General features: G+C 74.1%; 11 protein-coding genes. 6 read left to right on the plus strand and 5 right to left on the minus strand.

Annotated features, from left to right (window positions below):
- On the minus strand, positions 1 to 201 hold a 201-nt coding region (locus tag ACYVI6_RS06615; RefSeq protein WP_460445609.1), incomplete at its 3' end, for a putative acetyltransferase.
- Between the two features lie 96 nt (positions 202 to 297).
- On the opposite strand from ACYVI6_RS06615, the gene fdxA reads away from it, so the two are divergent.
- The 5 genes from fdxA to ACYVI6_RS06640 all read left to right on the plus strand — a co-directional run bounded on the left by fdxA (position 298) and on the right by ACYVI6_RS06640 (position 5,319).
- Entirely contained in the window at positions 298 to 624 is a 327-nt protein-coding gene (fdxA, locus tag ACYVI6_RS06620; protein WP_284288009.1) for a ferredoxin, read from the plus strand.
- Positions 625 to 628: 4 nt separating this feature from the next.
- Positions 629 to 1,729, plus strand: a complete 1,101-nt coding sequence (dapC, locus tag ACYVI6_RS06625; RefSeq protein ID WP_460445610.1) for a succinyldiaminopimelate transaminase — start codon at positions 629 to 631, stop codon at positions 1,727 to 1,729.
- Positions 1,730 to 1,830: 101 nt separating this feature from the next.
- On the plus strand, positions 1,831 to 3,117 hold the full coding sequence (locus tag ACYVI6_RS06630; protein ID WP_460445611.1) for a citrate synthase: 1,287 nt from the start codon (positions 1,831 to 1,833) through the stop codon (positions 3,115 to 3,117).
- Positions 3,118 to 3,166: 49 nt separating this feature from the next.
- The gene (locus ACYVI6_RS06635; RefSeq protein WP_460445612.1) at positions 3,167 to 3,658 is read left to right on the plus strand and encodes a Fur family transcriptional regulator; all 492 of its coding nucleotides are present in this window, start codon (positions 3,167 to 3,169) and stop codon (positions 3,656 to 3,658) included.
- Positions 3,655 to 5,319, plus strand: a complete 1,665-nt coding sequence (locus ACYVI6_RS06640; protein ID WP_460445613.1) for a catalase — start codon at positions 3,655 to 3,657, stop codon at positions 5,317 to 5,319. Before ACYVI6_RS06635 ends, ACYVI6_RS06640 begins: the two co-directional genes overlap by 4 nt.
- A 108-nt stretch (positions 5,320 to 5,427) precedes the next feature.
- On the opposite strand, the gene ACYVI6_RS06645 is transcribed toward ACYVI6_RS06640, so the two are convergent.
- The 3 genes from ACYVI6_RS06645 to ACYVI6_RS06655 are packed head-to-tail and all read right to left on the minus strand — an operon-like array spanning position 5,428 to position 7,706.
- A complete protein-coding gene (locus ACYVI6_RS06645) occupies positions 5,428 to 6,375 on the minus strand; it encodes a hypothetical protein (RefSeq protein ID WP_460445614.1) in 948 nt (315 codons plus the stop codon).
- A 22-nt stretch (positions 6,376 to 6,397) separates the two neighbouring features.
- Positions 6,398 to 7,351 (minus strand): 2,3,4,5-tetrahydropyridine-2,6-dicarboxylate N-succinyltransferase, encoded by a 954-nt coding sequence (gene dapD / locus ACYVI6_RS06650; protein ID WP_460445615.1) that lies wholly within the window; start codon positions 7,349 to 7,351, stop codon positions 6,398 to 6,400.
- 49 nt (positions 7,352 to 7,400) lie between these two features.
- Entirely contained in the window at positions 7,401 to 7,706 is a 306-nt protein-coding gene (locus ACYVI6_RS06655; protein WP_460445616.1) for a hypothetical protein, read from the minus strand.
- A 168-nt stretch (positions 7,707 to 7,874) separates the two neighbouring features.
- On the opposite strand from ACYVI6_RS06655, the gene dapE reads away from it, so the two are divergent.
- Positions 7,875 to 8,951, plus strand: a complete 1,077-nt coding sequence (gene dapE / locus ACYVI6_RS06660; protein WP_460445617.1) for a succinyl-diaminopimelate desuccinylase — start codon at positions 7,875 to 7,877, stop codon at positions 8,949 to 8,951.
- A gap of 96 nt (positions 8,952 to 9,047) precedes the next feature.
- Here the strand turns inward: dapE and ACYVI6_RS06665 are convergent, their stop codons facing one another.
- Complete coding sequence (locus ACYVI6_RS06665) at positions 9,048 to 13,196, minus strand: Ig-like domain repeat protein (RefSeq protein WP_460445618.1); 4,149 nt, start codon at positions 13,194 to 13,196, stop codon at positions 9,048 to 9,050.
- Positions 13,197 to 13,331: the final 135 nt, after the last annotated feature.

A 13,331-nucleotide genomic window follows, 5' to 3' on the forward strand; every position in this document is an offset into this window, starting at 1 on the left:
CTCCGGCTCGCCGGCCAGCACCTCGCGCACCGGCACGCTCACCTCGCCCGCGCGGGTGCGCACCCGGGCCAGCCCCGCGGGGTCCCACGCCAGCAGCTCGCCGAGCAGGTCGCCCACCCGGCCGCCGGGCAGCCGGCGGCGCAGCACGACGCGCCGCCCCACGTCGTCCGCGCCCACCCGCGGTCCCGGCTGTCGGGACATCAGACCCCCTCCGTGCGCTGCGCCCGGCCTGCCGCGATACTAGGTGCCGGTCAGTCGCCGGGCAGCACCGTCCCGGCCGAGGAGGAGGACACCGCCGTGACGTACGTCATCGCCCAGCCCTGCGTCGACCTCAAGGACAAGGCGTGCATCGAGGAGTGCCCGGTCGACTGCATCTACGAGGGTGAGCGGTCGCTCTACATCCACCCCGACGAGTGCGTCGACTGCGGCGCCTGCGAGCCGGTCTGCCCGGTCGAGGCCATCTACTACGAGGACGACGTGCCCGAACAGTGGAAGGAGTACTACACGGCCAACGTGGAGTTCTTCGACGACCTCGGGTCGCCGGGCGGTGCCGCCAAGATGGGCCTGATCAGCAAGGACCACGCCATCATCTCGGCGCTGCCCCCGCAGGAGCACGCGGAGTAGCGCGGTGGCGCTGCAGCTCCCCGACTTCCCCTGGGACACGCTGGCCGAGCCGGCGGCGCGCGCCCGGGCGCACCCGGACGGCATCGTCGACCTGTCGGTCGGCACCCCGGTCGACCCGACGCCCGAGCTCGTGCAGCAGGCGCTGCGCGAGGCCGCCGACGCGCCCGGCTACCCGCAGACGCACGGGACGCCGCAGCTGCGCGAGGCCGTGGCGGCCTGGTTCGCGCGGCGCCGCGGCGTGCCGGACGTCGACCCCGACGCGGTGCTGCCGACCGTCGGCTCGAAGGAGCTGGTGGCCTGGCTGCCGACGCTGCTCGGCCTCGGGCCGGGCGACGTCGTGGTGCACCCCGAGATCGCCTACCCGACGTACGACGTCGGGGCCCGGGTCGCGGGCGCCACGCCGGTGCCGGCCGCGGGCACGCTGCAGACCGGACCCGGGCGGGTGGCGCTGGTCTGGGTGAACTCACCGTCCAACCCGACCGGTCAGGTGCTCGGCGTCGAGCACCTGCGCAAGGTCGTCGAGTGGGCCCGGGCGCGCGGCGCCGTCGTGGCCAGCGACGAGTGCTACGCCGAGCTGTCGTGGGACGGCGAGCCGGTGCCGAGCATCCTCGACCCGCGGGTCTGCGGCGGTTCGCACGAGGGGCTGCTCGCGGTCTACTCGCTGTCGAAGCAGTCGAACCTCGCCGGGTACCGGGCGGCGTTCGCGGCCGGCGACCCCGCGCTGGTGCGCCGGCTGCTCGAGCTGCGCAAGCACCTGGGCATGATCGTGCCGCGGCCGGTGCAGGAGGCCGTGCGGGTGGCGCTGGGCGACGACCTGCACGTGGCCGAGCAGCGCGGCCGCTACCTGGCCCGCCGGCACGTGCTGCGGGAGGCGCTCGAGGGCGCCGGCTTCCGCGTCGACCACTCCACGGCCGGGCTGTACCTGTGGTGCACCCGCGGCGAGCCGGCGGCGGTCACCGTCGACCGGCTGGCCGACCTCGGCGTGCTGGTCGCGCCGGGCACGTTCTACGGCGCCGCCGGTGCCGAGCACGTCCGGGTGGCGCTCACGGCGACCGGTCCGCGCATCGCGCGGGCCGCCACCCGACTCGGTCAGTCCACCTGGTGACCCCTGATTGGCTGCCGGTTGTGACCGACGGGTAGTTTCGGCGTGCCCGCTCCTGCGAGAACCGCGGCGGCGGTCCGCGAGCACTCGAGGGAGCTGAACCGATGACGCACGACGCGACCCTGAAGTACGACGGTGGCGAGCTGCAGCTCGCCGGCCAGGCGGCGACCGACGGCAACGACGCCTGGGACATCTCGAAGCTGCTGGGCACCACCGGCAACGTCACGTTCGACCCCGGCTTCGGCAACACCGCGGCGACCCGCTCCGCGATCACCTACATCGACGGCGACGCGGGCGTCCTGCGCTACCGCGGCATCCCGATCGACCAGCTCGCCGAGAAGTCGACGTTCATCGAGGTCAGCTACCTGCTCATCTACGGCGCGCTGCCGACGGCGACCGAGCTCGAGGACTTCACCAACCGCATCCGGCGGCACACGCTCCTGCACGAGGACCTCAAGCGCTTCTTCGAGGGCTTCCCCCGCGACGCGCACCCGATGCCGGTGCTGTCGTCGGCGGTGTCGGCGCTGTCGACCTTCTACCAGGACAGCCTCTCGATCCGTGACAAGGACCAGATCGAGCTGTCGACGGTGCGGCTGCTGGCCAAGCTGCCGACGATCGCGGCGTACGCCTACAAGAAGAGCATCGGCCAGCCGTTCCTGTACCCCGACAACTCGATCGGGCTGGTCGAGAACTTCCTGCGGCTGACGTTCGGCTTCCCGGCCGAGCCGTACGACGTCGACCCGGCCATGACGAAGGCGCTCGACCTGCTGTTCATCCTGCACGCCGACCACGAGCAGAACTGCTCGACGTCGACGGTGCGGCTGGTCGGCTCCGGCCAGGCGAACCTGTTCGCGTCGGTGTCGGCCGGCATCCACGCCCTGTCCGGCCCGCTGCACGGCGGCGCGAACTCCGCCGTCCTGGAGATGCTCGAGCGCATCCAGCGCGGCGACGACGACGCCGACAGCTTCATGCAGAAGGTGAAGAACAAGGAGGACGGCGTCCGGCTCATGGGCTTCGGGCACCGCGTCTACAAGAACTACGACCCGCGCGCGGCGATCATCAAGAAGACCGCCGACGAGATCCTCGGCAACCTCGGCCGGCGCGACGAGCTGCTCGACATCGCGGTGCGGCTGGAGGAGATCGCGCTGCAGGACGACTACTTCGTCGAGCGCAAGCTGTACCCGAACGTCGACTTCTACACCGGCCTCATCTACAAGGCCATGGGCTTCCCGACGAAGATGTTCACGGTGCTGTTCGCCATCGGCCGGCTGCCCGGCTGGATCGCGCAGTGGCGCGAGATGATGGAGGACCCGGAGACGAAGATCGGCCGGCCGCGCCAGCTGTACGTCGGCGAGCCCGAGCGCGACTACGTGCCGGTGGCCGACCGCTGACCCGAGCGGGCGCGCCCCAGACTTGACTCGTTCCAGGAACGGTGGTCGGGTGGGGGACGTGCCCACGACCCTCGACGCGACCCACCGGCTGCGTGCGCGCGGCCTGCGCGTCACGGGCCAGCGGGTCGCCGTGCTCGGTGTGCTCGACGACGCCGGGTCGGCGCGCGAGCACCTCACGGCGTCCGACGTCGCGGTGCGCACCCGCACCCGGCTGGGTACCGTGTCGCTGCAGGCCGTCTACGACTGCCTCGACGCGATGACCGCGGCCGGGCTGGTGCGCCGGTTCGAGCCGGCGGGGTCGGCGGCCCGGTTCGAGAGCCGGGTCGGCGACAACCACCACCACCTCGTCTGCCGCGCCTGCGGGCGCACGGTCGACGTCGACTGCGTGGTCGGCGACGCCGCCTGCCTCACGCCCTCGGCCGCCCACGGCTTCGCCGTCGACGAGGCCGAGGTCGTCTTCTGGGGCACCTGCCCCGACTGCACCACCGCACCTCCAGCAGCACCCCAGCCAGCTCAGCAGATCGAGAGGGAGACGTCATGACCGACGTGGCCAGCAAGGGCCCCGAGGCGGGTGACGACCGGGCGGTGCTCACCAACCGCCAGGGTCACCCGGTGTACGACAACCAGAACCAGCGCACCGTCGGCGCTCGCGGCCCGGCGACGCTCGAGAACTACCAGTTCCTCGAGAAGATCAGCCACTTCGACCGCGAGCGCATCCCCGAGCGCGTCGTGCACGCCCGCGGCGCCACCGCCTTCGGGTACTTCGAGGCCGACGGCACGGTCGGCGACGAGCCGATCGCGAAGTACACCCGAGCCAAGGTGTTCAGCGAGGCCGGCAAGCGCACCGAGCTCGCCATCCGGTTCTCGACCGTGGCCGGCGGTCGCGACTCCAGCGAGGCCGCCCGCGACCCGCGCGGCTTCGCGATCAAGATGTACACCGAGGAGGGCAACTGGGACCTCGTCGGCAACAACCTCGGCGTCTTCTTCATCCGCGACGCGATCAAGTTCCCCGACTTCATCCACTCGCAGAAGCCCGACCCGGTGACGTTCGACCGCCAGGTGCCGAACCGCGTCTTCGACTTCATCAGCCAGACCCCCGAGGCCATGCACATGGTCACGCTGGTGTTCGGCCCCCGCGGCCTGCCGGCCAGCTACCGGTTCATGCAGGGCTTCGGCGTCAACACCTACAAGTGGGTCAACGCCCAGGGCGAGACGCAGCTGGTGAAGTACCACTGGCTGCCGAAGCAGGGCGTGCGGTCGTGGACCGCCGCCGACGCCGCCGTCGTGCAGGGCCAGGAGCTCGGCGCGCACACCAAGGACCTGTACGCCGCGATCGACGCGGGCGACTTCCCCCAGTGGGAGCTGCACGTGCAGCTCATGGACGACCACGAGCACCCCGAGCTCGACTTCGACCCGCTCGACGACACGAAGGTGTGGCCGGAGAACCTCTTCCCGCTCCGCAAGGTCGGCACCATGACGCTCGACCGGCGGCCGGAGAACTTCTTCACCGAGAACGAGCAGATCGCGTTCGGCACCGGCGTGCTGGTCGACGGCCTCGACTTCTCCGACGACAAGATGCTCGTCGGCCGCACGTTCAGCTACTCCGACACCCAGCGCTACCGCGTCGGCCCGAACTACCTGCAGCTGCCGGTGAACTCGGCCAAGGGTGCGAAGGTCGCCACCAACCAGCGCGACGGGCAGATGGCGTACGGCGTCGACCTGGCCCCCGGCCAGAACCCCTCGGTGAACTACGAGCCGTCGATCCTCGGCGGCCTGCGCGAGGCCGAGTACCCGACGCACGACGAGCAGGGCCCCGAGATCACCGGGCGCCTGACCCGCAAGCGGATCCCGCGCACGAACGACTACGCGCAGGCCGGCGAGCGGTACCTGCTCTCGGAGCAGTGGGAGCGCGACGACCTGGTCGCCAACCTGACCGGTGCGCTCGCCCAGTGCGACCGCCCGATCCAGGAGCGCATGGTCTGGCACCTGCTCATGTGCGAGGACGAGCTGGGCCAGCGCGTCGGCGACGGCCTCGGCATCAGCGCCGACGACGTGCGGCACCTCGAGCCGCTCGCCACCCAGACGCTCAGCGAGCCCGAGCTGCAGCGCCTGGCGAACCTCGGCAAGAACGGCCCTCGCGACGTCGAGGGCCTGGTCATGACGCACTGCGTGCCGAACGAGCACGTCACCGTCGAGGCCTGACCCACCCCGCACCACCCCTCCGCCGCTCAGGCCGCTCGTCGCCGTCCAGATCGCTCTGGACGGCGCGGGAGCGGCCTGGGCGGCGGACGTGCGTCCGGGAGCGTCGGGTCAGGCGGCGGGCGGGGGCGCGTCGCTGAACGTCACCGTCACCGAGCCGGCCGGCTGCTTCGGCGTCCCCTTCGGTACGGGCGCCCAGCCGCCGTCGTCCGCCGTGCGGCTCCACACCCTGCCGGCGACGTACACCCGCGCGACGCCGAGCCGGTCGGCCTGCGCGACGGCGTACTGCGCGGTGGCCCACAGGTGCGTGGTGTCGACCGCGGGCACGCGGACGGCGGCGGGGCCGGCGACCGTCGTGGCGGCCTTCGTCAGCTCGGCACGGACGGCGGTGCGGAACGGCGCGACGCCGGCGGCCCCGGCGGGCGCGGTGTCGGGGTCGAGGCGGCAGCTCAGCGCGGCGGGGGACTGGCCGGTGAGCGCCGAGGCCAGCACCCGCGCGTCCGGCTCGTGGTCGGCGTACGCCTCGGGGTAGGCGCTGCGCTGCACCTTCTGGGCGACCTTCGTGATCTCCATGCCCTGGTAGCCGCGCACCTTCACCAGCGCGTCGTAGAAGGCGTTCGTGGCGTGCACCGGGTCCTGCACCTCCGCCTCGGTGCCCCAGCCCTGCGAGGGCCGCTGCTGGAACAGGCCGAGCGAGTCGCGGTCGCCGTAGTCGACGTTCTGCAGCTTCGACTCCTGGATGGCGGTCGCGATGGCGATGGTCGCGGCTCGCGCGGGCAGCCCGCGGCGCAGGGCGATGCCGGCGATGGTCGCGGCGTTGCCCATCTGCTCGGGCGAGGCGTCGACGCCGCGGCCGGACGCCGTGGCCGTGCACTCGTCGCCCAGGAACGGCGTCGAGCGCCGTTGCCACAGCACGACACCGGCCACCACCAGCGCCGCGACGAGCAGGCCGATCAGCAGCACCCGGGGCCCGCGGCGGCGGCGCGAGCGCGCGGTCGCGGCAGGCGGTGGGGGCACCGACCCGCCGGCGTCGCGCGCTGCGTAGGGGTACGTGGTCATCGCGCCGGCTCGAGGCGTGCCGTCAGTTCGCGTGCAGCGCGGCGTTGAGCTCGACGGTGGTGCCCGGCCGGGCGACCACCTCGACGGCGCCGGACACCGAGTTGCGGCGCAGCAGCATGTTCGACGCGCCGGACAGCTCGCGGGCCTTGACCACCTGGCCGGCGCGCTCGCCGCCGACCAGCGTGACCTTGGTGCCGGCCGTCACGTAGAGCCCGGCCTCGATGACGCAGTCGTCGCCGAGGCTGATGCCGCAGCCGGAGTTCGCGCCCAGCAGGCAGCGCTCGCCGATCGACACCACGTCGGTGCCCCCGCCGCTCAGCGTGCCGAGGATCGACGCGCCGCCGCCCACGTCGGTGCCGTCGCCCACGACCACGCCCTGCACGATGCGGCCCTCGACCATCGAGGTGCCGAGCGTGCCGGCGTTGTAGTTCACGAAGCCCTCGTGCATGACGGTGGTGCCCTCGGCCAGGTGCGCGCCGAGTCGCACCCGGTCGGCGTCGGCGATGCGGACGCCGGTCGGCAGCACGTAGTCGACCATCCGCGGGAACTTGTCGACGCCGTAGACGGTGACCCGACCGTGCTGCGCCATCAGTCGCGCCCGGGTGGCCTCGAAGCCGTCGACCGGGCACGGGCCCCGGTCGGTCCAGACCACGTTGGCCAGCACGCCGAAGACGCCCTGCAGGTTCACCGTGTTCGGCCGCACCAGACGGTGCGAGAGCAGGTGCAGGCGCAGGTAGGCGTCGCTCGCGCCGGCCGGGGCGGTGTCGAGGTCGACCTCGACCCGCGCGACGTGGCGCTTCACCCCGCGCGCCGGGTCGGTGCCCTCGAGCGCCGCCAGCTCGCTCGGCACGTCGTAGGGGCTGCTGCTCTTGGGCGCCGAGCCGAGCGACGGCGACGGGAACCAGGTGTCGAGCACCTGCCCGTCGTCCGACGTCGTGACCAGGCCGTGGCCCCAGGCGGTGCGCGCGTCGCTCATGGCCCTCAGCCTAGAGGGGCGCCCCGACGGCCTCGGCCGAGCGGCAGGGTCACCAGCGGGTGGGCGGCGCGACGTCGCCGCCGAGCGAGCCGTGCGCCGGACGCCGGGTCGCCTCCGCCTCGAGGTCGGGCTCGGGCCGCGGCTCGCTCGGTGGCGCCGCGCCGCGTGCGACGGACCCGGGCTGCCACACCTGACGGGCCCACCACGCCGCGGCGGACCCGCAGCCGGCGACGCCCAGGACGCCGATGGCCCAGAACGGGTCGGGCGGGCCGGTCAGGATGCCGGCGAAGAGCAGCGCCGGCACGAAGGTCGGCACGGTCAGCGCCAGCTTCGTGCGCGGCCCGAACGTCGTCACCGTCGCGTGCCACCGCGTCGTGCGAAAGCGTTCGGCCTGCCACGGCGCCGGCACCGCTGCGCCCGTCCGCGCGACCGTCCGCTCGCGGCGCTCAGCGCCAGGGCCGTCCACCCTTCGTGGATCGGCAGCCCGGCGGCGCGCCCTGAGCCGCGTGCCACCATGTGGCCCATGCCGAGCCTCGACCTCAGCCAGGACGTCGTCACGCTGACCCGGGCGCTGTGCGACCTCGAGTCGGTGAGCGGGCACGAGGGGCCGATCGCGGACGCCGTCGAGGAGGCCCTGCGCCGGCTGCCGCACCTGCGGGTCGACCGCGACGGCGACGCGGTGGTCGCCCGCACCGAGCTCGGGCGGGGCGAGCGCGTGGTGCTGGCCGGCCACCTCGACACCGTGCCGCTCGCCGCGACGCCGAACCTGCCGACCTGGGTCGAGGGCGGTCTGGTCTACGGCCGCGGCACCTGCGACATGAAGGGCGGCGTCGCGGTGCAGCTCGCGCTGGCCGCGGCCGTCGAGGCGCCGGTGCGCGACGTCACGTACGTGTTCTACGACGGCGAGGAGATCGAGTCGGAGCACAACGGGCTCGGCCGCATCGCGCGCACCCACCCCGAGTGGCTCGACGCGCAGTTCGCCGTGCTGCTCGAGCCCACCGACGGGCTCGTCGAGGGCGGCTGCAACGGCACCATGCGGGTCGACGTCACCACGAAGGGCGTCGCCGCGCACTCGGCCCGGGCGTGGAAGGGGCACAACGCGATCCACGACGCCGGCGAGGTGCTGACCCGGCTCGCCGCCTACGAGCCGCGGCAGGTGGAGGTCGACGGTCTGGTCTACCGCGAGAGCCTGAACGCCGTGCGCATCGCGGGCGGCGTCGCCGGCAACGTGATCCCCGACGCCTGCCGGGTCGAGGTGAACTACCGCTTCGCCCCGAGCACGAGCGCCGCCGACGCCGAGGCGCACCTGCGTGACCTGCTGCAGGGCTTCGAGGTGGCCGTGACCGACCGCGCCGACGGCGCCCGCCCGGGCCTCGACCGGCCGGCCGCCGCGGCGTTCGTCGCGGCGATGGGCGGCGTCGTGAAGCCGAAGTACGGCTGGACCGACGTCGCCCGCTTCAGCGCGCTCGGCGTGCCCGCCGTCAACTACGGGCCGGGCGACCCGATGAAGGCGCACGCCGACGACGAGTTCGTGCCGGCGCACCAGGTCGTCGAGGCCGAGGCGGCGCTGCGTCGCTGGCTCTCCGCACCGCCCGCCTGACCACACGACCAGCCGACGGGCTGACCGACTGGCCGGCCGAGCGGCGGACCGGCTGAGCCGCCCGGCCGGCCCACGCGGGGCCGGCCGGACCGTCGCTCAGGCGCGTTCGCCCGTGGCGCCGTCTGCCCGGCCGGCCCGGGTCGCCCGCACCGGACGGGCGGTGGTGCGGACGGCCACCGCGCCGACCGTCACCAGCCCGGCACCGACCAGGGTCCACAGCACCAGGTCGGAGCCCGTGCGCGGCAGCGTCGCGACGCCGTCGGCGACCGCGGGCAGACCCGAGCCCTCGTCGCCGCCGTCCGAGCCGCCGGAGCCGCCGCCACCCGAGCCGCCCGTGCCCCCGCCGCCGTCGGTGCCGCTGTCAGCCGCCGTGACGACCACGCGGACGGTGACCACGGTGACGGTGCCGTCCTCGTCGACCACCCGCAGCGTGACGGTCGTCGTGCCGACGAACCCGTCGTCGGGCGAGAAGACGAGCGCGCCGTCGCGCACCGTCGCGGTCCCGTGCGCGGGCGTGCCCACCACGGTGATCGAGTCGGCGGTGGAGGCACCGGGGACCGGCACGGTGACCGGCGTGCCCTGCGGCGTCGTGGTCGTCCGCGTGGTGGTGGCGACGGCCTCGACGCGGAACCGCGCGGTGGCGGTCGAGCCGCTGTGGTCGCCGTCGCCGGAGTAGGTCGCCGTCACGTCGTAGCGCCCGAGCGCGAGGTCGGCCGCGGTGCGGCAGCTGGTGTCGGGCAGGGTCACGGTGCACAGGGTGCGCCCGCCCGCGGTGAACACGACGGTGCCGGTCGCGCCGGCGGGCAGGCCGGAGGCGGTCAGCACCTCCCGGGTGCCCTTCGAGACGACCGGCGAGCTGACCGTCGCGCCGAGGGCCGTCGCGGCCCGCGTCACCGTGAAGGACGTGGTGTCGGTGTCGCCGTCGTGGTTCGCGTCGCCCGAGTAGGTGGCGACGACGGGGTAGGTGCCCGCGTGCAGCCCGGCCAGTGCGTCGCAGGTGGTCTCCGGCAGCGTCGCCGTGCAGAGGGTGGTGCCGCCCGAGGTGAAGGTCACCGTGCCGGTCGCGCCGGCCGGCAGGCCGGTGACGGCGAGCGGGTCGGGTGCGCCGAACGGCACGCTCGGGAAGGCGGCGTAGGCGGTCAGCGTCGTGGCGGCCTTCGTCACCTCGAACGCGGCGGTGTCGCTGTCGCCGTCGTGGTTCGCGTCGCCGGAGTACGTCGCGGTGACGGCGTAGGAGCCGGCACCGAGGTCGGCGGCGGTCGTGCAGCTGGTCGCCGGCAGGGTGGCCACGCACAGCGTCTCGCCGCCGGCCGTGAAGGTGACGGTGCCCGTCGCCGCCGTCGGGCCGGTGAGCACCGGTCCGGAGTACGACAGCGTGTTGGTCGTGCCGAACGTCACCGACGGCGACGTCGCCGCGGCCACGACCGTCGTCGCGACCTTCGTGACCTCGAACGCGGTGGTGTCGGTGGCGCCGTCGTGGTTCGCGTCGCCCGAGTACGTCGCCGTCACCGGGTAGGTGCCGACGTCGAGGTCGGCGGGGGCCGCGCAGCTGGTGTCGGGCAGCGTCGCGACGCAGAGCGTCTCGCCGCCGGAGGTGAAGGTGACCGTGCCGGTCGCGGCGTCCGCGCCGGTCAGGTCGAGCCCGGCGTGCGACAGGGTCACCGGGTCGCCGTAGGTGGCGCTGGTCGGGGTCGCGGCCGCGGTGAACGACGTGGAGCCGGCGGTGGTCACCTGGAACGAGGTGGTGTCCGTCGAGCCGGTGTAGTGGTCGTCGCCGGAGTAGGTGGCGGTCACCGGGTACGTGCCCGCCGCCAGCGTGGCCGAGGTGGCGCAGGAGGTGTCGGGCAGCGTCGCCGTGCAGAGGGTGGCACCGCCGGAGGTGAAGGTGACCGTGCCCGTCGCGGCTGCCGGGCTGGTGGGCAGCCCGGCCCAGGTCAGGGTGGTGCTGCTGCCGAAGACGACGGACGCGTCCGTCACGCCGGCCTGCACGGCGGTCGCGGCCTCCGACACCACGAACCGGGTGGTGGCGGTGCCGGCCGCGTGGTCGCCGTCACCGGAGTACGAGGCCGTGACGTCGTAGGTGCCGGGCTCGAGGTCGGCCGCCGTCGCGCAGGAGGTGTCGGGCAGGGTGGCGACGCACAGCGTGTCGCCGTCGGCGTCGCGGAACGTGACGGTGCCGCCGGCGGCGGTCGGGCCGCTCACCGCCAGGCCGCTGTACGACAGGGTGTCGGCGGTCCCGTACGAGACCGTCGGGTCGGTGACGGCGGCCGCCAGCGCGGTGGGTGCCGGCGTCACGTCGAAGGACGTCGTCGCCGAGCGGCCGTCGTAGTTGCCGTCGCCCGGCCAGGTGGCGGTGACCGGGTACGTGCCGACGTGCAGGGCGGCGTCGGTCGAGCAGCTCGTCGCCGGCAGGGTCGCGGTGCACAGCGTGGTGCCGCCGCTGGCGAAGGTGACCACGCCGGTGGCGTCCGCAGGCAGCCCGGCGACCGTCAGCGCGTCGGCGGTGCCGTAGGCCACCGACGCGGGCGTGGCGGCCGCGGTCATCGAACCGCCCGCCTTCGTGACCGTGAGCGAGGTGCTGGTGGACTGCGTCGCGTAGGGGGAGGACGCGCCCGGCGTCCAGACCGCCGTGATCGTGTGACCGCCCGCAGCGAGCGGCCCGCCGCCGAGGCAGCTGGTGGCGGGCAGCGTCGCGGTGCACAGCGTGGTGCCCCCCTCGCGGAACGCCACGGTGCCGGTGGCGGCGACCGGCAGGCCCGAGACGGCGAGCGTGCTGTCGGTGCCGTGGGCGACGGAGCCCGGTGTCGCCGACGCCGCGTAGGTGCTGACGCTCGCCGAGTGCGTGGCCACTGCGGGGGCGGCGTCGTTCGAGCTGACCTTCGCCGTCACGCCCTTGGTGCCGGTGGTGCCGGACGTCACCGTGAACGGCAGCCGCACGGTGGGCAGGCTGGTACCGGCGGTCCACGGGCCGGGGTCGGTGCTCGTGCACTTCACGACCTGGCCGGACGTCGTGCAGGTGTACCCCGCCACGGTCGGGTCGACGGCCGGCACCAGGCCGGCGGGGAACGTGGTCGCGACCGTCGGCGCGAACGTCTCGTCGCCCTCGGTGGCGACCAGCGTCGGGGTCACCAGCGCGGCGCCCCGGTTGCCGCCGACCAGGCTGCCGTCCTCGTCGTCGGTGACGTCGAGGGCGTACTTGGGCAGCTTGCCGGCGACGGTGCGCGAGGTCAGCGTGTTGATCTCGTGGATCTCGTACGAGCCGCCGGTCGAGGCCGCCCAGCCGAAGGTGAGCTGGTAGGGCAGGCCGGTGGTCGGGTCGAACCACGACGCCGGGAAGCCCAGCGCGCTGAGCCGGGCCGCCGTCGGCAGGCTGCCGCTGATGGTCTGGGGGGTGCCGCCGAGCGAGGTCACCTTCAGGGTGAAGGAGTTCGCGGCCACCGCGATGCCGGAGTCGGTCGTCGTCGCGGCGCCCGGGTTCAGCACCACCTCGACCGGCACGGGGGCCGGCCGGGAGGTCGCGGTGCGGTCGTCGAGCGACCCGTTGGGCGCCGCCTGGGTGAGGATGCAGTAGCCGAGGTAGTTGTTGCCCGGGCCGCGGACGGTGAGCTGCTGGAAGGGCGACGCGGTGCGGCTGGACGCCGGGCAGTCGGTGCCGCCGAAGGCCGAGCTCTGGAAGTTGCCGAACACGTCGAGCCCGAAGCCGAGGTATCCGTACGACGTGCCCGCGGCGCTGCCGGCGGTGGGGCTGTAGCCGAGTGAGCCGCCGGACGGGCCGCGCGTGCTCGGGGGCGCCGGGTTGGTCGGGTCGGTCGCGGCCAGGATGAAGCTGATGCCGTCGGCGCCCGGGTTCGTGCCGCTCCACTGGTAGGTGTTGAAGGTGACGTCGACGCCCTTCGACGTCGGCAGGCTGGTCGTGTTGTAGATCGTGCCGACCTGCCCGGCGCCGTTGCCGGTCAGCCGCAGCGTGCCGCTGCCCACCGGGTCGGGGGTCGCCAGGTTGCAGCCCTTGACCGGCGTCGCGGCGGTGTCCGTGGACGCCGTGAGGCAGGCGGTGTTGGTCGCCGAGGACGGCAGCCGCCACTCGGGGCCGACGGTGGCGCCGGTGAAGCCCTCGGTCGTCAGCGGCGTGAACGCGGCCGCGTGCGCGACCCCGCCCTGGGTCGCCAGCACGGCGACGCCGACGACGAGCACCGCGGCGGTGCGCCGCAGGGCGCGGGGGCGGAGGGCGGCGAGTGCTCCGAGCACGTGGAGTCTGCTTTCGACGTGATCTGCACCGGCGAGGGCACGCCGGGTCGACGCATCCGGCCAGGAGGCGTCGTGGATCGCATCGGCAGCCCGTGGTCGGACCTGAGCAGTCGACCACGTCGCACCGACAGCTGG

It is taken from the genome of Angustibacter aerolatus (assembly GCF_054776675.1).